The sequence below is a fragment of the Lysobacter sp. DMC97 genome, from assembly GCF_056313745.1.
Genome location: NZ_JBQUZR010000002.1, coordinates 266,825 through 286,206 on the forward strand (window position 1 = coordinate 266,825; position 19,382 = coordinate 286,206).

Here is a 19,382-nt window from a genome sequence, read left to right on the forward strand (position 1 = left end):
TCCATGGAGCTGTTGACGCTGGAACACTTCGCCGGGTGCGTGAACGAGACGTTCTCGGCCGATCTCAACGACATGTCGGTCGAATTCGTGCTGGTCGAGGCCCGCCCCATCGCCGATCACGCGAAGAACCCGGCGCGCGCGCCGTTCTCGCTGCTGTTCCGCAACACCGCCCCGATCCTGTTCCCGCAGCAGATCTACACGATGCACCACCCGCGCGTCGGCGACGTCGGCATCTTCCTGGTGCCGGTGGCGCAGGAACGCGCCGGCTTCCTGTACCAGGCCGTCTTCAACTGAGGCGGGGCGTTCCGGGGCTGATGCGGCGCCGGAATGAGGGATCAGGCCGCCGGCGGCGCCCAGCGCATCGGCCAGTGGGTGCCGCGGAACGCGGGCCCGGTGACGACGAAGCCCAGTTGTTCGTACAGCCGGCGAGCGCCGGCGTTGTGGCCTTCCACGTGCAGGTGCATGCCGTGACCGCGTGCGGCGGCGGCGTCCTGGCTCGCGCGGATCAGCGCCGCGCCGACGCCGTGCCCGCGCAGCGCGGGGAACAGGCAGATGTCGACGATCAGGTGGTCCGGCGCCGTGCGCTGGAGGTAGTAGCGCCCGACCGGCTGGCCGGCGCGTTCGAGTGCGAGGAAATCGGTGTCGCCGTAGTGGGCGAGGTAATGCTGGTGCTGCAGCGCGAACTGCTGGTCCAGGAACTGCCGCTTGGCGGGCGCCGGCCACGGCACCGGCGCCATTTCCGCGGCGCGGGTGCTGGCGTAGAGGTCGCGCAGCCAGGGCAGGTCGTCGTCGTGCAGCCAGCGCAACGAAAACCCGCGCTCGGCAAGGAGCGCGGGTGTCGTCATGCGGTCGGGCCGTTCGGTTGGAAACGGCGTCAACCGCGCGGGCGCGGCGGCCATCACCTCAGGGGAAGGAGGGATAGATGCCCTGCAGCGCGATGCAGAAGTTCACGCCGAGGTACGGCTGCTGGTTCTCGTGCGGGAACCCGCCGCCCTGGCTGGGGCTGATCATGTTCGGTGCGAAGGTGGTGTTGGGCGCACTTGAATTGAACGGCTTGTTGGCGGACAGGCTGGGCTGCGACAACCCGCCGTTCGCGACCGGCGTGCCGACTTTCCCGGACGTGGGCAGGTAGGCGTTGATCCCGTGGTTGTGCTGCGGGATCTGGTTGCTGGTCAGCGTCACCGTGTTGACGCCGAAGGTCTGGCCCAGCGAGCGCGGCGACAGCCCCGGCCCGTTGCCCTGCTCGCAGCCGGCGCGGCCGGCGAAGTTGGGCAGCTGGAACGTGGTCTGGCCGTTGCCGCCGTAGATGGTGCCCAGCAGCGAGAACAGCGCGGTGTTCTGCGAAATGGGCAGCGTGGCGCCGTTGGCGAACGCCCAGCCACGCGGGTTGAAGTTGAAGCCGAACAGCTGGATTTCGCCGATGAAGGGTTGCGTCATGACTTGGTTCCTCCGATGAGGTCTCCGCGCCCGCGAGGGCAGCGGTCGCGCCTGCGTGGCGCGCGGAATGTGAGGTATGCGGCGATCAGGCCGGTGACGGGAAGATGCCGAACGTGGCGATGCAGTACTGCACCGTCAGCGTGGGCATGCAGTTCTCGTGCGGCTGGCTGCCGCCGGCGAGGCTGGTCGACTGCGTGGACATCGGCAGCACGGTCGCGCCGGTGATGTCGGAGGCATAGAAGGACTCGCCGCTGACCGAAGCCGGGAGCAGCGTGTTGCCTGGCGTGATGCTGCTGGCTGCGCCCGTGGTCACCACCAGGGTATGGGTGTGCGCCGGCATCTGCGTCGGCAGCACGGTCACGGTCTCGGTGCCGGCCCGTTGGCCGATGACGTAGTTGCTCAGGCCCGGGCCCTGGCCCTGGTGGATCGGCACCCGGCCGCGCAAGTCGGGCACGGCGAAGGTGGTCTGGCCGTCGCCGCCATAGGTGGTGCCGATCAGCGCGAAGAGGGCGTCGTACTCGGAAATGGCCAGGAGGCTGCCGTCGCAGGCCTGCCAGCCGTTGGGGGCGCCGCGGGTGCCAAAGCCGAACATGCGGATTTCGCCGATGTAGGGAGTGCTCATGATGTGCTCCGAATGAAGGACGATCGCGCGGTGGTCCGGCGCGAGGGTCCGTGGGTCCTTGTCGAGAGGCCGCGGCTCAGTTGCGCGACGGGAAGATGCCGCTCAGCGCGATGCAGAAGTTGATGACGCTGTAGGGCTGGATGTTCGGATGCGGCTGGTTGCCGCCGGCCGGCGCGACCGTCTGCGGGTTCTGCGGGACCAGCGCCCCGGAGCTGGGGCCGTACAGGGTCGGCACGGTGCCGGTGCTGGTGCTGGTGCCGTAGAGACGTCCACCGGCGTTCTGCTTGTCGCCGTTGAGGGTCGAAGCATTCATCGAATGCGTGTGGGACGGCAGGTTCGTGCTCAGCAGGGTGACGTTCTCGACGCCCGAGGACTGGCCGATCTGCACCGACGGGGGTTGCCAGCTCGGATCGACCGATGACGCGTAGCCGATCGGCGTGCGGCTGCGCAGGTCCGGCAGCGCGAAGTTGGTGGTGCCGTTGCCCCCGTACTGCGTCCCCAGCAGCGAGAACAGGGCCTGGTTCTGATTGATCGGCAGCAATTGGCCGTTGCTCAGCGCCCAGAACTTCGGTGCGAAATTGAAGCCGGCCATCATGATCTGGCCGATGAAGAATTCGCTCATCGTGGATCCCCCTTGGATGTGGCGCACCGCCTCATGCGGCGCGCGGGGGTACTCTGAACCAGCCCACGTCCCCCCACAAGAGCCCTACGGGGGCGTATGCGGGCGATTGATCCTTTCAAACGGGACTTCCCCTCTCCCGCCGATCCTGTTCCAATGCCGGCTCGTCCTGGCGCTGGAAGGCCGTGGCCGATGCGTGGCCCGTTGTCCGTTGTCACGACGGCAGGGCGATAGACCGCAAGGCCGTCCCGCAGGGACGAACCACAGGGGAACAGGGATATGCACATGCTCACGTCGCTCTTCGCGAAAGGCCGGGGCCGTTCGGCCCGTGCCGGTCTGATCGTCGTCCTGCTCGCGCTCGCCGCGATGTGGCCCACGCTGGCCAGTGCAGCCCACACGTCCGTGCAATGCGCGGCGAAGACCGGAACGGTCTCGCAGGGCGGCACGGTTGCCGTCGACGTCACCAACTGCGCCGTCAGCATCGCCTTCGCCGGCATCGGTGCGGTCGACGGTCCCGCGTTCCCGGCCCACGGTACCGCCAACCTGCGGATCACCGGCAGCAGCTGGTTCGTGGACTACAGCCACAACAACGACACCGCCACCAGCGACTACTTCGAATTCACCGACGGCACCGTCGCGGGCAACACCGTCGGCGTGACCATCACCATCACGCCGTCCGCCTCGCCCATCACCGTCTCGCCGGCCTCGCTGCCGACGATGACCGCGGGCACGGCGTTCTCGCAGACCCTGACCTCCACCGGCGGCCTCGCGCCCTATACCTACACGTTGCAGAGCGGCGTGCTCCCGGTCGGCCTGACCCTCAGCAGCGGCGGCGTCCTCAGCGGCACGCCGACCCAGCGCGGCGGCTACACCTTCAGCGTGCGCTCGACGGATTCCACCAGCCCCACCGCGCAGTTCGTCGACAAGGGCTACACCGGCACGGTCCAGAACCCGACCCTGACGCTCGCCACGCCCAGCGGCACCGCCATCCAGAGCGTCGCGTTCTCGCAAACGCTGTCCACCACCGGCGGCGTCGCCCCGCACACCTACGCGCTCGAGACCGGCACGCTGCCGGCCGGCATCACCATTTCCAGCGCCGGCGTGGTCAGCGGTACCACGGCCGCCGCGCCCGGCAACTATCCGGTCACCATCCGCGTCACCGATTCGAGCACCGGCCCGGGCAGCTACTTCGAGGTCGAGAACTACACCCTCACCGTCAGCCCGCCGCCGAGCGTCAGCATCGCGGTGTCGCCGGCTTCGGTGAGTGAAGACGGCGCGACCAACCTCACCTACACGGTCACCCGCAGCCTCAACCTGACCTCGCCGACCACGGTCAACATCACGACGAGCGGCACCGCCACGTCCGGCACCGACTACGCCGGCGGCGTCGCCACGGTCGTCATCCCGGCCGGTGCGACCACCGCGACCATCACGATCAATCCGAACGTCGACGGCACCGTCGAGGCCGACGAAACCGTCACCCTGACCGTCGCCGCCGGCACCGGCTACACCGTCGGTGTGCCGGCCAGCGCCACCGGCACCATCCTCAACGACGACGTGCCGAGCGCCACCATCAGCGTCTCGCCCGCGAATGTCGCGGAAGACGGTGCCCCGAACCTCGTCTACACCGTCACCCTGAACCAGGCGTCGTTCTCGGCGCTCTCGATCGGTTACACGATCGGCGGCACCGCCACCAACGGCACCGACTACGCGACCATCGCCTCGCCGCTGGTCATCCCGGCGGGCAGCACCACCGGCACGATCACCGTCAACCCGACCGCCGATGCCACCATCGAGTCCGACGAGACGGTCACCCTGACCCTCAACGCCGGCGCCGGCTACACCGTCGGCGTGCCTGCCAGCGCGACCGGCACGATCCTCAACGACGACCTGCCGAGTCTGGTGATCAACGACGTCACCGCGAACGAAGGCAACGCCGGCACCACCAACTTCACCTTCACGGTGAGCCTGAGCGCCCCGGCTGGCCCGGGCGGCGTCACCTTCGACATCGCCACCGCCAACGGCAGCGCCACGGGGGGTATCGACTACGTCGCCAGCGCGCTCACCAACCAGACCATCCCGGCCGGCAGCAGCACCTATACCTTCACGGTGCTGGTCAACGGCGAGCTGTTGAACGAGCCGAGCGAGACCTTCTTCGTCAACGTCACCAACGTGATCAACGCGGTCGTGATCGACGGCCAGGGCGTGGGCACGATCGTCAACGACGACCCGCTGCCCAGCCTGTCGATCAACGACGTCACCGTGACCGAAGGCAACAGCGGCACGACCAACGCCGTGTTCACCGTGACCCTGAGCGCGGCCAGCGGCCAGAGCGTGGGCGTGAACTACGCCACCGCCGACGGCACCGCGACCCAGCCGGCCGACTACACGAACACGTCGGGCTCGCTGACCTTCACGCCGGGCCAGACCACCCGCACCATCACGGTGCCGGTGATCGGCGAAACTGTGCCGGAAGCCAACGAGACCTTCTTCGTCAACCTGAGCGGCGCGAGCAACGCGACGATCAGCGACAACCAGGGCGTCGGCACCATCACCAACGACGACGTGCCGGTGACGATCAGCCCGGCCACCGTGCCCAACGGCGCGGTCGCGACGGCCTACAGCCAGACGATCACCGCCAGCGGCGGCGTCGCGCCGTACAGCTTCGCGGTCACCGCCGGCGCGCTGCCGGCCGGCCTGACCCTGTCGCCGGCCGGTGTGCTCAGTGGCACCCCGACCGCGGGCGGCACGTTCAACTTCACCGTCACCGCGACCGACAGCAGTCCGTTCCCGGGTCCGTTCGCCGGCACCCAGGCGTACACGCTGACCATCGCGCCGGCGACGATCACCCTGCCGGCGGTCGTGCTGCCGGGCGGCGTGCTCGGCGCGGCCTATACCGGCAACACCGGCCCGGCGTCGGGCGGCACCGCGCCCTACGCCTACTCGATCAACGCCGGCGCGCTGCCGGGCGGCCTGACCCTCAATCCGTCCACGGGTGCCATTACCGGCACGCCGTCGGCGCTGGGTACCTTCAACTTCACGGTGACCGCGACCGACAGCAGCACCGGCACCGGTCCGTACATCAGCAGCCGCGCCCACACGATCACCGTGATCGACGTGCCGCCGACGGCGACCAACTCCTCGCTGACCGTGGCTTACAACGCCGCGGCGACGAACGTCCCGCTGACCCTCGGCGGCGGCGCCGCGACCTCGCTGGCGATCACCACGGCGCCGACGCACGGCACCGCGATCGTCAGCGGCACCACGATCACCTACCAGCCGGACACCGGTTACGCCGGTCCGGACAGCTTCAGCTACACCGCCACCAACACCGGCGGCACCTCGGCGCCGGCCACGGTCTCGATCACGGTCAATGACCCGGTGATCACCATCACCCCGTCCGGTGGCTTCGCTGCCACCGTCGCCAGCCCGTACACGCAGACCTTCACCTTCAACGGTGGCGCGCAGCCGTGGTCGGGCTACCAGGTCACCAACCTGCCGGCGGGCCTGTCGATCACCGGCACCACTGCGAACACGGTGACGATCTCCGGCACGCCGACGCAGGCCGGTTCGTTCAACCTCAACGTGTCCGCCACCGACACCAGCACGGGCAACGGCCCGTACACCGTCGGCCAGGCGTTCACGCTGACCGTCGCCGCGCCCACGCTGACGATGACGCCGGCCGCGGGCACGCTGACCGCGCCGTATGCGGTGGCCTACTCGCAGGCCTTCACCGCCAGCGGTGGCGTCGGTCCGTACAGCTACGCCGTCACCGGCGCGCTGCCGGCCGGCCTCAGCCTGAGCGGCAACACGATCTCCGGCACGCCGACTGCGCCGGGCAGCTACCCGATCACGATCACTGCCACCGATACCGGTTCCACCGGCACCGGCTCGCCGTTCACCGTCGCGCGCAACTACACGATCACCGTGGCCGCGCCGACGATCACCGTGAACCCGGCCACGCTGCCGAATCCGGTCGCCGCGACCGCCTACAGCCAGACGGTCACCGCGACCGGCGGTGCCGCGCCGTACACCTTCTCGGTGACCGCGGGCGCGCTGCCGGCCGGCATCACGCTGGCCTCGGGCGGCACGCTGTCCGGCACCAGCAACGTCGTCGGCACGTACAACTTCACCGTCACCGCGACCGACAACTTCGGCCAGACCGGCAATCGCGCGTACACCGTGACGATCGCCGCGCCGACGCTGACGCTGACGCCCGCCGCGGGCACGCTGACCGCGCCCTACGGTGCCGCTTACTCGCAGGCGTTCACGGCCTCGGGTGGCTCCAACACCTTCAGCTACGCCCTCACCGGCGCGCTGCCGGCCGGCCTCACCTTCAGCGGCAACACGATCAGCGGCACGCCGACGGTGCCGGGCAGCTACCCGATCACCGTCACCGCCACCGACACCGTCCTGACCGGTGCGGGTGCGCCGTTCACGGTCGCCAACAACTACACGCTCAACGTGCCGGCGCCGACGATCACGGTGAACCCGGCCACGCTGCCGAACCCGGTGGCGGGCACCGCCTACGGCCAGAGCATCACCGTGACCGGCGGCGTCTCCCCGTACACCGTCGCGGTCACCGCCGGTGCGTTGCCGAGCGGCCTCACCCTGACCGGCGCCGGTGCGCTCTTCGGCACCTCGTTCCAGGTCGGCACGTTCAACTTCACCGTCACCGGCACAGACGCCAACGGCCAGACGGGCTCGCGCGCCTACACGGTGACCATCGCCGCGCCGGTGCTGACGATGACCCCGGCCGCGGGCACGCTCAACGCCACCTACGGCGCCGCGTACTCGCAGACCTTCACCGCCGGCGGCAGCCCGGGTCCGTACAACTACGTCCTGACCGGCGCCCTGCCGGCCGGCGTCACCTTCAGCGGCAACACGCTGTCGGGCACGCCGACCGTCCCGGGCAGCTACCCGATCTCCGTCACCGCCACCGACACGGTGCTGACGGGCACGGGCGCACCGTTCTCGATCACGCAGAACTACACGCTGGACGTCCCGGCGCCGGTCATCGCGATCGCCCCGGCGACACTGCCGAACACCACGGCCGGCCTGGCCTACAGCCAGACGCTGACCGCGACCGGCGGCGTGGCCCCGTACGCCTTCACCGTCACCGCCGGCAGCCTGCCGACGGGCACGACGCTGACGTCGGCCGGTGTGCTGTCGGGCACGACCACGGCCTCGGGCACATTCAACTTCACCGTGACAGCGACCGACGCCTTCGGCCAGAGCGCCAGCCGTGCCTACACCGTCGTGGTGGCGGTGCCGACGCTGACGCTGACCCCGGCGACGCTGCCGGCCGGTACCGCCGGTACGGCCTACTCGCAGGTGCTGACGATCAGCGGCGGCATCGCGCCGTACACGACGACGCTGACCGGCACACTGCCGACCGGCCTGACCTTCAACGCCGGCACCCGCACCTTCAGCGGCACGCCGACGCAGTCGGGCACGTTCAACCTCAGCGTGACCGTCACCGACAGCACCGGCGGCACCGCGGCCACCGTCACCAACAACTACACGCTGACCATCGCGGTGCCGACGCTCACGCTGACGCCCGCGGCGGGTGCGCTGCCAGGCGGCACGGCCGGCACGGCGTACACGCAGACGTTCACCGCGAGCAACGGCATCGCGCCGTACACCTACGCGCTGGCGTCCGGTGCACTGCCGGCGGGCCTGACGTTGAACACCGCGACCGGCACGCTCAGCGGCACGCCGACGGTGGCGGGCAACTTCACCTTCAGCATCCGCGCGACCGACAGCACCACCGGGACCGCGGCGACGGTGACGAACGCCTACACCCTGGCGCTGTCGGCGCCGACGATCACGATCAACCCGGCGACGCTGCCGGCCGGCGTGTTCTCGGTGGCCTACAACCAGACGCTGAGCGCGACCGGCGGTACCGCGCCGTACACCTACGCGGTGACGGTGGGTGCGCTGCCGGCCGGCGTGACCCTGAGCAGCGCCGGCGTGCTGAGCGGCACGCCGACGGTGTCGGGCGCGTTCGCCTTCACGGTGCGCGCGACCGACAACCTGGGCTTCCAGGGCACCCGTGCCTACACGCTGAACATCGTGCAGCGTCCGGATCCGTCGCGTGATCCGGAAGTCCGTGGCCTGCTGGAATCGCAGGCGGATGCGACCCGTCGCTTCGCCAGCTCGCAGATCGACAACTTCCAGCAGCGCATGCAGCGCTTGCACGGCGGTGGCGGTGACGGCGGGCACTTCGACAACGGCGTCTCGGCGGTGACCTCGCCGTACTGCCCGGAGATCGTGGGCCAGATCCCGGATCGCAACTGCTCGCGCAACGGTCTGGGCGGCAACGGCGGCTCGGCCGGCAACGGCCTGGCGGGCAACGGCATGACCGGAAACGGCATGACCGGCAACGCCGCGAACGGTAATGGCAACGGCAGCGCCTTCGGTGCCTGGGCGACGGGTTCGATCCGCTCTGGCAACCACGACGGCCGCGGCGGCAGCGCGGGCGTGGACTTCGAGACCGACGGCCTCAGCGTCGGCCTGGATTACCGCGTCAACGACGTCTTCGCTTTCGGCGGCGGCCTCGGCTATGGCCGCGACGGCAGCGACATCGGCGACAACGGCTCGCGCAACGACGGCAACGCCTACACGTTCGCTCTGTACGGCAGCTACAGCCCGGGCAACCGGTTCTTCGTCGACGGCCTGTTCGGCTACCAGACGCTGAGCTACGACCTGCGCCGCTACGTGACGGCGAACGGCGGCTTCGTCCGCGCCACCCGCGACGGTGCGCAGTGGTTCGGTTCGGTGTCGGTGGGTGCGGACATCGAGAACGGCGCATGGCGGTTCTCGCCGTACCTGCGCGGCGACGTGGCCCGTGCACAGCTCGACCGCTACACCGAGCACGGCGACCCGATCTTCGCGCTGAGCTACGACAGCATGGACGTCGACACCGACACCGGCAGCGCCGGCCTGCGCGTCGATTACCACCGCCAGATGTCGTGGGGCATGCTCGTGCCGAAGTTCATGGTCGAGTACCAGCACGACTTCAAGGCCGGCAGCGCGCAGACGATGCGTTACGCCGACCTGCCGCTGGGTCCGTTCTACCGCGCCGGCCTGAACGAGTTCGACCGCACGCGGTTGCTGTTCGGCTTCGGCCTGATGTTCGATCTGGACAACGACTGGTCCTTCCGCTTCGACTACCGCGGCATGGTGGGCAGCGACGACAAGGACCAGGGCATCCAGGTCAACGTCGACCGGAAGTTCTGATCGGGACCCGCTTCCGATCCATGCGACACCCGAGCGCCGCTGCCTCCGCAGCGGCGCTTTTTTTGCGCCGCGGCATCGCCATTCCGTGGTGGCGACGCAGTGATGCGCCGGTGGCGGCTGCCCCCGGGCCGCGCGCGGCATAGACTCCGCGCTCTTCCCCCGACCCCCGGAACCTCGATGTCCTTCTCGATCGCCGAAGACGCCGTCCCCGCCATTCGCCATGCCCTCGAACAGCTCCGCCACGTGCTGCGCAAGGGCCACGCCCACGCCGAGGCGCAGGGCTGGGATCCCGCCGTCCTGCTCGGCATGCGCCTGGCGCCCGACATGTTCGCGCTGACCCGCCAGGTGCAGATCGCCACCGACATGGCCAAGAACGCCGTCGGCCGCCTCAGCGGCGGCGAGGCGCCGAAGTTCGAGGACAACGAAACCACCTTCGGCGAACTCGACGACCGCCTCGCGCGCGCGATCGACTACATCGCCTCCGTGCCTGCATCGGCGTTCGACGGCGCCGAATCGCGCGCGATCGTCGTGTCCACGCGCAGCCGCGGCGACCTGCATTTCACCGGCCGTGAGTACGTCTTCGGCTGGGTGCTGGCGAACGTGCACTTCCACTGCACCACCGCCTACGGCCTGCTGCGCCACGCCGGCGTGCCGCTGGGCAAGGCGGACTACCTCGGTCCTGCGGGCCAGGGCTGAACCGCGTCACCGTGCCGGAGACGCCCACGCGGCGTCTCCGGCATCATGGCGCGATGCCGACCGCATCCGCGCGCTTCCACCTGATCTCCGGCAACCGGCTCGACCGGCTGGCGGCGCATCTCGGCGCGCGACTGGCGACGCCCGCGGACCCCGATTCGCTGGCGCAGGACGTGGTGCTGATCCCGCAGCCCGCCTTGCGGCACTGGCTGCAACAGGCGTTGGCCGAACGCTTCGGCGTTGCCGCCAACCTGGACCTGTGCACGCCGTCGGAATTCGTCTGGCGGCTGTTGCGCGCGGCGCGTCCCGCGCTGCCCGAGGCCTCGCCGTGGGACCGCGAACGCCTGCGCTGGGAGCTCTACGCACTGCTCGGTGACAACGCAACCGGCCTGCCGGAGCCAGTGCAGCACCATCTGCAGCGGGCCACGGCGGACGACAGGCGCGATTCGGGCGAACGCGCGATCACCCGCTACGCACTGGCCGATGCGCTGGCCGCGGCCTACGACCGCTACCAGGCCTATCGCCCCGACTGGCTGCGCGATTGGGAACGCAACGTGTCTGCCAGCCGCGACGACTGGCAGGCTCAGCTGTGGCGCAGCCTGCATCAGCGGCTGAAAGGATCCATGCATCGCGCCGCGCTGCTCGGCGACTGGCTGGCGCGGCACGACCGCGACGCCGAGGACTACGCCGGCATCGCACCGCCGGGACTGCCGCCGCGCGTGGCCGCGTTCGGCACCATCCACGTCTCGCCCGATGTACTGCACATGCTGGCGGTGGTGGGGCAGTGGATCGAACTCGATTTCTACCTGCCCATGCCGTCGGCCGAATACTGGGGCGATGTCGAATCGCTGCGCGAGCGCGTGAAGCGCGACGGCATCGCCTCGCTGTCGGCGGCGCTCGCCGATGCAGAACGCGACAATCCGCTACTCACTGCCTGGGGTGCGGGCGGTCGCGAAATCGTCGCACAGCTGTTTTCCTACGATGTGGTGCTGCCGCAGCGCGAGACAGAACTGTTCGTCGAGCCGGGCCGCGACACGCTGCTGCACCGCCTGCAGCAGGACGTGCTGGAGCGCGCCCCGCCGACCGCCGCCGCATACGACCCGGGCGATGTGTCGTTGCAACTGCACGCCTGCCACTCGAAGCTGCGCGAAGTCGAAGTACTGCACGATCAGTTGCGCGCCCTGCTGGATGACTGCCGCTTCGACCCGCCGCTGCAGCCGCGTGACATCGCGGTGCTGGCGCCCGATATCGCGGATTACCTGCCGCTGGCGCGCGCAGTGTTCGGCGGATTGTCGGCGGATGATCCGCGCTACATTCCGTTCGCGCTTGCCGATCGCCCGCAGGCGCAGTCACATCCGCTGGTGGCGATGCTGCTGGACGTGCTGGCCTTGGCAGACGCTCCACTCACCGCCAGCGGCTTTCGCGATCTGCTCGCGACACCGGCGGTCGCGCATGCGCTGCAGCTCGACACCGCCCAGCGCGCGCGGATCGACGACTGGTTCGCCGCTGCCGGCATCCGCTGGGGCGACGACGAGCACGCGCGCGAACGCGCTGGCGCCAGTCGTTGGCGCGAATACAGTTTCGATTTCGGCATCGATCGCCTGCTCAGCGGCTACGCCGCGGGCGATGGCGCGCACGCCTCCGTCGTCGGCACGGAACTGATCGCGCCGTATTCCGAACTCGAAGGCGCGGATGCCGAAACGCTGGATCGCGCGCTGGCGTTCTATCGCCGGTTGCGCGAGCTTGCCGCGTGGATGCGCGAACCGCATGCCGCGAGCGAATGGCGCGCGCGGCTCGCGGGCTGGCTGCAGGCGTCGCTGGCGCCGGTGCCGCAGGACGAGGCCGAAGCCCAGGCGCGACGGCTGCTGCTGGAAACGCTGGACGATTTCGCCAGCGAAGCCGCGAACGCGGGTGCATTGCCGGCCCTGTTGGTGCGCCGCGCGCTGCGCGACGCGCTGACCCTGCCGTCGCCGCATCGACCATGGCTGTCCGGCGGCGTGACCTTCGCTGGCATGGTGCCGCTGCGCACGGTGCCGTTCCGCGTGATCTGCCTGCTTGGGCTGGACGCCGACGCCTACCCGCGCCGCGAACCGGCCGACGACATCAATCGCCTGGTCGATGCGATCCAGGGCCGCGCGCCGCGCTATCCGGGCGACCGTTCGGTGCGCGACGACGACCGCTTCCTGTTCCTGCAGTTGCTGTGCGCGGCCGGTGACGTGTTCTATCTCAGCTACGGCGGCAGCGACGCACGCGACGGCAGCGTGCGCGAGCCATCGCCGGTGATCGCCGAACTGCTGGGCGCTATCGAGCGCATGCACGGCGAACAGGTTCGCGACCAGCTCTGCGTGCAGCATCCGCTGCAGCCGTTCTCGCCGCGCGCGTTCGGCGCGGGCGATGACGGTGGCGTCGAACCGCGGCGGTTTTCGTATCGGAAGGAATGGGCGATGCCCACGGCTGCGGCCATGCAGGTGAACGAACCTCCGTTCGTGACTGCACCACTGGCGATGGATACGGTCGAATTCGAACCGCCGGATCGCGACGCGCTGCAGGCGTTCTTCGCGAACCCGGCGAAAGCCTGGTTGCAGGATCGACTCGGCCTGCGATTGACGACCCGCGACGAGATGCCTGACGACCGCGAACCGCAGGGCAGCGACAAGCTGCGCCGCTACACGGTCATCGCGGCCTTGACTGCCGATGACCCGCGGCAGCGGATTGAAGACCATGACGGTGATGTGGTTCGGCGCATGCGCGCGCGCGCCGAATTGCCGCCGGGCCGCGATGGCGAAGCGCTGATCGAAGACACGCGGCCTCTGGCGCGCGGGCTGCTGGCAGAAGCGCGCGCCGTGCTGACCGCGTCGACATCGCCTGAGGTCGCCGAAGCCACGGCGCCGGTGGCATTCCGTTTCGACGACGTGCATCGCGACGCCGACGGCCATCCGCTGCGGTTGATCCTTGAATCCGGCAAGCTCGACGGCAAGCGCCGGTTGCGCGCGGGCATCGATCATCTGCTGCTGGCGTCGGTCCACGGCGCAGATGCGCGCACGGTGCTGGTTGGCGAGGGCGAAGCGAAGGGCGGCCGGAAGAAATCCGGCGATGCGCCAGAGGATGTGCCGCCGATCGCGATCCGGACCTTCGCGGGTATCGACCGCGACGCAGCGCTGGCGCGATTGAATGCGCTGCTCGCATTGTTTCGCCGCGGCCAGTGCGAACCACTGCCATTCGCGCCGAAGGCGGGCTGGGCCTACATCGAGAAATTCCGTGCGAAGCAACCGGCCGATCACGTCGCCGCATGGACTGCGGCGCAGCAGGCGTTCGCACCGCGCTTCGGCGATTACGGCGGGGAATCCGCCGATGCATGGCTGGCACTCGCGTTCCGTCCGCATGGCTTGTTCGATGCGGTCGACAGCGTGCGTGCTTTGGATTTCGGCGCGGTCGCGCGCGTGATCTTCGATGCCTTGGAGACGCAGGCATGAGCGCGTCCGATCCTCGCCCGCAGCCCGCAGGCGACAGCGGCGATCTCGGCCTTGCGTTGCCGCTGCACGGCTTGCGCCTGATCGAAGCCAGCGCCGGGACAGGCAAGACCTTCACGCTCGTCACGGTGCTGTTGCGCCTGTTGCTGGAGCGCGGCGTTCCGATCCAGAAGCTTCTGGCGGTGACCTTCACCCGCGCAGCCACCCAGGAGTTGCGCAATCGCCTGCGCCAACGTCTGCTCGCTGCACAGAAGGTGCTGGATGGCGCGACGACGCGCGACGACGACAGCGAAGCGAACGCTGCGAAGGCCGTGCTCGTGCAAGCCAGCGTGCAGGTCGACGCCGCCACGCTCCGCGACCGTCTGCGCGCGGCGCTGGCGCAGCTCGACGAAGCGCTGATCGCCACCATCCACGGCTTCTGCCAGCGCGCGCTGCGCGAGTTCGGTTTTCGCGCAAGGCTGCTGGCCGATGTCGAACTGGTCGACGGCGCACCCGAAGCCTGGGACGAGGTCGCGGCGCAGCTGTGGCGTTGCGCGGCCGGCGACGAGGGCGATCCCGCACAGTACGCGCTGCTGCGCGAGGTCTGGTCGCGTCCCGCCGCGCTGGCGAAGTCTCTGCCGGAACTCTGCGATCCGGCGCGCACGACGTTGCCGCGTGCGGAAGAATCTGAGGCCGCGACCGCCTTGCACGCACTGCGCGCGGAGGCGCAGGCGCGTTTCGCGGCGCTGATGCAATTACGCGGCGAACGCACCCAGGACCAGTTGATCGAAGCGGTGTGGCGCGCCAGCGAAGATGTTGCGTTCGCCGCAGCGCTGGCCGAACGTTGGCCGTTGTTGTTGATCGATGAATTCCAGGACACCGACCCGCGGCAGTGGCACATCTTCAGTCGTATCCACGACGCGAGCGATCCGGAGCAGCGGCTGCTGTGCCTGATCGGCGATCCCAAACAGGCGATCTACCGTTTCCGCGGCGGCGATCTGGAGACGTATCTGAGCGCCCGCGACCGCGTGCGTCGTCTGGCGGACGCGGGTGGGGCGGCAGGCGAGTACGCGCTCGACGCCAACTATCGTTCGCGGCCCGCGATGCTGCAGGCGCTGGAGACCGTGTTCACCGCGCACGCGCAGCCGTTCCGCGATCCGCGCATCGAATTCCATCCGTTGCGCGCGGCGGGCGGCGCGACCGACGCCGATCTGCGCATCGACGATGCGCAGGTGCCCGCATTGACCCTGCATTGGCTGCCGCCACCCGCGCCAGACAAGACGCAGCATCATTCGTCGAATGCCTACAAGGGTTTCCGCAGCAAGGACGACGAACTGCCGCTGATGTGCGCGACGGCAGTCGCGGTCATCGCCGATCTGCTCGCACACACAACATTGCGCGGTGAACCGCTGCGGCCGTCCGACATCGCAGTGCTCACGCGCAGCAACGACGAAGCGCTGCGGATGCAGCGTGCGCTGGCCGCCGCAGGCGTGCCGGCGGCGCTGCTCAGCAAGGGCGGCGTGTTCGACAGCGAGGCCGCCGGTATGCTGCAGACCGTGCTGCGTGCGCTGGCTGAACCCGGCAACCCTGGGCTGTTCCGCGCCGCACTTGCCACGCCGCTGCTGGGCTTCGACGCCGCGGCGATCGAAGCCTTCGACAGCGACCCGCAGCGTTCGGCACGGACCATCGACGACTTCGACCGCGCCGCGGCGCTATGGCGCAGCCGCGGCCCGCTGCCGGCGCTGCTCCCGTTCGCGCGACAGGCCGCGCCGCGCTGGCTGGGCGAGATCGGCGGCGCGCGCCGGCTCACCGATCTGCTGCATCTGCTGGAACTGTTGCAGGCCGAAGCGCCGCAGCATCATGGTCCGGCCGAACTGCTGCGCTGGTTCTCGACGCAGGCCGATGCCAGCACTCGCGAGAACGACAGCCGCCAACTGCGACTGGAGGCCGATGCCGGGCTGATCCAGATCACCACCATGCACAGGGCCAAGGGTCTGGAGTATGCCGTGGTGATACTGCCGTTCGTGGCGCGGTTGGGCGAGCCGCCGCCGTCCTCACTGAAGGTATATGACTTTCATCTCGATACGACCGGCCCGGCGCGCGCGTGGGTGGCGAAGGCATTGCCGGCGTCGCCCGATTTCGATGCGAAAGGACGCGCCGAAGACGAGGACGCTGCCGAAGCGCAGCGCCTGCTCTACGTCGCGTTGACGCGCGCCAAGTACGCGATCCATGCGGTGTGGAGCCGCAGCGGCAGCACCGAGGACACCGCGCTGCACTGGCTCCTGCACGACGGTGCGCGCATGGGCCGCAAGGCCGACACGCTGGACGCCGCGGGCATGCGTGCGCGGCTTGACGCGCTGGCTGCGCGTGACCCCGGCATTGCGGTACGCGATGTCGATATCACTGCACTGCCGGCGTCCATCTCGCGTGCGGTCGCCGCGGTCGCACACCGTGGCACTGCGCCGGTACCCCCGCCGCCGGTGCGCGAAGCGCGGCGTCGCTTCGCCAACGATGCACGGTTGCACAGTTTTTCATCGCTGCTCGCGCACGGCGACGATGTCGAAACGATGCGCGGCGCGGAGGATGAATCGATTGCGATCGCGATCGAAGAAGTCGAAGCCACGAGCCTTGGCGGCACGGCGTTCGGCAATGCGGTGCACGCGGTGCTGGAAACTGCCGACGCCATGGCGTGGCGTCGCGATGCCGATGTCCAGGTGACGCTGCTCGACGACCACTGGCCCGACAGCCAGCGCGAACTGCTGGAACGCGCGCTGATGCGCCAAGGGCTTGCAGCGACGCCCGTGCATCTGGCGCAGACCGCGCGGCTGGTATCGCGGGCGCTGAACGTACGGTTGCCCGGCGACGTGCGTCTGTGCACGCTGCCGGCGTCGATGCAGGCCCGCGAGATGGCGTTCCATTTCCGGCTGCGGCCCATGCGCATCGACGCCGTGTATGCGCTGTTGGAGGCGCACGGTTACCCGCGCGCGCGCAAACCCGCGCAGGCGACGCTGGACGGGTTGATGCAGGGCTACATCGACCTCGTCTACCGCGATGCCGACGGCCGTCATTGGGTGCTCGACTACAAGACCAACCGCCTGCCCGGCTACGGGCCGGAGTCGCTGCGCCATGCGGTGCGCGTGCGCGATTACGACCTGCAATACCTGATCTACCTCGTCGCGCTGCGGCGCTGGCTGCGCCTGCGGCATGGCGAGCGTTTCGACGACGCGACGATGATCGGCGGCGCGGTCTACCTGTTCCTGCGCGGCATCGATCCGCACGACGATGGCGATGGCATCTCTTCGCGGCGCGGTGTGCACGTCGATCCGGTGTCGCCGGCGCTGCTCGCGGCACTCGATGCGCTGTTCGATGGCGGAACCGAAGCGACGGAGTCGACGCGATGAGCGCTGACGATCGCGACGCCATCGCCGCGCGCGCGCTGCGCCATCTGCAGGCCGAAGGCGCGTTGCGCACGGTCGACGCCGCCTTCGCCGCGCTGCTGCGCGAACGCCTGCATGCGTCGACGCCGGTGGCGCTCGCCGGTGCGCTGGCGATGCGCGCGGTCGCGCTCGGCCACAGCAGTTTCGCGCTGGCCGATGCCGGCGCGCTGCTGGCGGCGCTGGACGTGCAGGCGACCTTGCCTGAGACCGATGCCTGGGCCGAGGCGCTGCGCGCGTCGTCGCAGGTGGCGCTCGAACGGGAGGGCGACGACCCGCGCGGCACGCTGCTGTCGTTCGCGCACGGCCGCGTCGCGCTGCAACGCTATGCGCGCTACGAGCAACGACTGGCAGATCGGCTGGTGCAGCGCGCCGACGCGACGATCGAAGCGTCGGCGTCGCCACCGCTGGCCGATGCATTGCGCGCGTTGTTTCCGTTGCGCAGCGACGACACCGGGCTTGATCGTCAGGCGCTTGCGGCCGCCATCGCCCTGCGCCGGCGACTGCTGCTGATCACCGGTGGCCCGGGCACGGGCAAGACGACGACGGTCGCACGGCTGCTCGCGCTGCGGCTCGCGGACGCGCGCCTGCGTGACGCGCCCGCACCGCGCATCGCACTCGCTGCGCCCACGGGCCGCGCCGCCGCGCGCCTGGGCGAGGCCATCGATGCGGTGCTGCGCGCCGATGTCGACGCCGGCCGTCTCGATGCCGCGCTCGCCGACGCCGTGCCGCGTCGCGCCCGCACATTGCATCGCCTGCTCGGCGCGCGGCCCGGTCGCGTCGGGTTCCGCCACGATGCGCGACATCCGCTGCCGTTCGATCTGGTCGTCGTCGACGAAGCCTCGATGATCGACCTGCCGCTGATGGCGAAGCTGGTCGACGCCGTACCCGACGACGCGACGCTGGTGCTGCTCGGCGACCCGGACCAGTTGCCCGCGGTCGAGGCCGGCGACGTGCTCGGCGGTTTGTGCGTCGCCGCGGGCGATGGTCTCGCGTTCCCGTCGCACGATGCGGCGTTCGCATCGGCGCTGCTTGATGCCGAGGTGCCGGCGACGTCCGACGATGCGCCGCTGGCCGGTGCGCGCGTGCAGCTCGTGCGCGGCTGGCGGCAGGCGGGCGCGGCCGGATTGCGCACGCTCGCCGATGCGGTGCAGCGCGGCGATGCCGATGCCGCGCTCGCGGTGCTCGATGGCGAGGACGCCTCGCTCGACTGGCACCAGGGCGACACGCTGGCGCTCGCCGACACGCTGCGGCGCGAGGCGTTGCCTGCGTTCGTCGCGGTGCGCGATGCCGACGATCCGGCGCAGGCGCTGCAGCGCGCGACCACGCTGCGCCTGCTCACCGCACTGCGTCGAGGTCCGTTTGGCGCCGAGCACTGGAACGCGTGGTGTGCGACCGAGCTCGGCGGGCGCACGCCGTATTTCCACGGCCGTCTGCTGGCGATGTCGGCCAACAGCGAACGCCACGGCCTGTTCAACGGCGATCTCGGCGTGGCCTGGCGTGATGCGCAGGGCGAGATCGCGGTGTGGTTCGATACCGCGAACGGCCTGCGTGCGTGGCGCCCCGCGCAGTTGCCCGCGCATGCGTCCGCGTGGGCGACCACCGTGCACAAGGCGCAGGGGTCGGAGTTCGCGCGGATCGCGCTGATCCTGCCCGACGTCGATGCCCGCGTGCTGTCGCGCGAGCTGCTGTACACGGCGCTGACCCGCGCGCGCGAACGTGCGCTGCTGTGGGCGTCGCCGGACCTCCTGCGGCGCAGCATCGACCGCCGCACCTGGCGAGATTCCGGGCTCGCCGCACGCCTGCAAGCACGCGTGCGACCCGTGGAATGAGGCGTTGCGATCGTGCACGGGCCGGCACTGCGCGGCCGTCGCGGGATCGCGCTA

The 19,382-nt window shown here is 69.9% G+C and carries 10 protein-coding genes; 6 read left to right on the top strand and 4 right to left on the bottom strand.

What is annotated here, in order from left to right; translation table 11 throughout:
• The first annotated feature begins 3 nt into the window (after positions 1 to 3).
• A complete protein-coding gene (locus tag ACT53Q_RS04155) occupies positions 4 to 294 on the top strand; it encodes a DUF6916 family protein (RefSeq protein WP_476171377.1) in 291 nt (96 codons plus the stop codon).
• Between the two features lie 41 nt (positions 295 to 335).
• Here ACT53Q_RS04155 and ACT53Q_RS04160 read toward each other — a convergent pair whose 3' ends face one another.
• The 4 genes from ACT53Q_RS04160 to ACT53Q_RS04175 form a co-directional block, all read right to left on the bottom strand.
• Complete coding sequence (locus ACT53Q_RS04160; protein ID WP_476185398.1) at positions 336 to 845, bottom strand: N-acetyltransferase family protein; 510 nt, start codon at positions 843 to 845, stop codon at positions 336 to 338.
• A 58-nt stretch (positions 846 to 903) separates the two neighbouring features.
• The gene (locus tag ACT53Q_RS04165) at positions 904 to 1,437 is read right to left on the bottom strand and encodes a phage tail protein (RefSeq protein WP_476185399.1); all 534 of its coding nucleotides are present in this window, start codon (positions 1,435 to 1,437) and stop codon (positions 904 to 906) included.
• A gap of 85 nt (positions 1,438 to 1,522) precedes the next feature.
• The gene (locus ACT53Q_RS04170) at positions 1,523 to 2,059 is read right to left on the bottom strand and encodes a phage tail protein (RefSeq protein WP_476185400.1); all 537 of its coding nucleotides are present in this window, start codon (positions 2,057 to 2,059) and stop codon (positions 1,523 to 1,525) included.
• A 76-nt stretch (positions 2,060 to 2,135) separates the two neighbouring features.
• Positions 2,136 to 2,681: a phage tail protein gene (locus tag ACT53Q_RS04175; protein ID WP_476185401.1), complete on the bottom strand. Its 546-nt coding sequence runs from the start codon at positions 2,679 to 2,681 to the stop codon at positions 2,136 to 2,138.
• 282 nt (positions 2,682 to 2,963) lie between these two features.
• On the opposite strand from ACT53Q_RS04175, the gene ACT53Q_RS04180 reads away from it, so the two are divergent.
• The 5 genes from ACT53Q_RS04180 (at position 2,964) to recD (ending at position 19,328) form a co-directional block, all read left to right on the top strand.
• Entirely contained in the window at positions 2,964 to 9,920 is a 6,957-nt protein-coding gene (locus tag ACT53Q_RS04180; protein ID WP_476185402.1) for a putative Ig domain-containing protein, read from the top strand.
• A gap of 177 nt (positions 9,921 to 10,097) precedes the next feature.
• Positions 10,098 to 10,616 carry a DUF1993 domain-containing protein gene (locus ACT53Q_RS04185; protein ID WP_476185403.1) on the top strand — a complete coding sequence of 173 codons (519 nt, stop codon included), beginning with the start codon at positions 10,098 to 10,100 and terminating at the stop codon, positions 10,614 to 10,616.
• Between the two features lie 53 nt (positions 10,617 to 10,669).
• Complete coding sequence (recC, locus tag ACT53Q_RS04190) at positions 10,670 to 14,086, top strand: exodeoxyribonuclease V subunit gamma (protein WP_476185404.1); 3,417 nt, start codon at positions 10,670 to 10,672, stop codon at positions 14,084 to 14,086.
• On the top strand, positions 14,083 to 17,463 hold the full coding sequence (locus ACT53Q_RS04195) for a UvrD-helicase domain-containing protein (protein WP_476185776.1): 3,381 nt from the start codon (positions 14,083 to 14,085) through the stop codon (positions 17,461 to 17,463). Before recC ends, ACT53Q_RS04195 begins: the two co-directional genes overlap by 4 nt.
• Entirely contained in the window at positions 17,460 to 19,328 is a 1,869-nt protein-coding gene (gene recD, locus ACT53Q_RS04200) for an exodeoxyribonuclease V subunit alpha (protein WP_476185405.1), read from the top strand. Before ACT53Q_RS04195 ends, recD begins: the two co-directional genes overlap by 4 nt.
• Positions 19,329 to 19,382 lie beyond the last annotated feature (54 nt).

What these genes read in the sequence shown, in the direction of transcription:
- ACT53Q_RS04155 (WP_476171377.1), top strand. Translation starts at nt 4, where the DNA reads ATGGAGCTGTTGACGCTGGAACACTTCGCCGGGTGCGTGAACGAGACG.
- ACT53Q_RS04160 (WP_476185398.1), bottom strand. Translation starts at nt 845, where the DNA reads ATGACGACACCCGCGCTCCTTGCCGAGCGCGGGTTTTCGTTGCGCTGG.
- ACT53Q_RS04165 (WP_476185399.1), bottom strand. Translation starts at nt 1,437, where the DNA reads ATGACGCAACCCTTCATCGGCGAAATCCAGCTGTTCGGCTTCAACTTC.
- ACT53Q_RS04170 (WP_476185400.1), bottom strand. Translation starts at nt 2,059, where the DNA reads ATGAGCACTCCCTACATCGGCGAAATCCGCATGTTCGGCTTTGGCACC.
- ACT53Q_RS04175 (WP_476185401.1), bottom strand. Translation starts at nt 2,681, where the DNA reads ATGAGCGAATTCTTCATCGGCCAGATCATGATGGCCGGCTTCAATTTC.
- ACT53Q_RS04180 (WP_476185402.1), top strand. Translation starts at nt 2,964, where the DNA reads ATGCTCACGTCGCTCTTCGCGAAAGGCCGGGGCCGTTCGGCCCGTGCC.
- ACT53Q_RS04185 (WP_476185403.1), top strand. Translation starts at nt 10,098, where the DNA reads ATGTCCTTCTCGATCGCCGAAGACGCCGTCCCCGCCATTCGCCATGCC.
- recC (WP_476185404.1), top strand. Translation starts at nt 10,670, where the DNA reads ATGCCGACCGCATCCGCGCGCTTCCACCTGATCTCCGGCAACCGGCTC.
- ACT53Q_RS04195 (WP_476185776.1), top strand. Translation starts at nt 14,083, where the DNA reads ATGAGCGCGTCCGATCCTCGCCCGCAGCCCGCAGGCGACAGCGGCGAT.
- recD (WP_476185405.1), top strand. Translation starts at nt 17,460, where the DNA reads ATGAGCGCTGACGATCGCGACGCCATCGCCGCGCGCGCGCTGCGCCAT.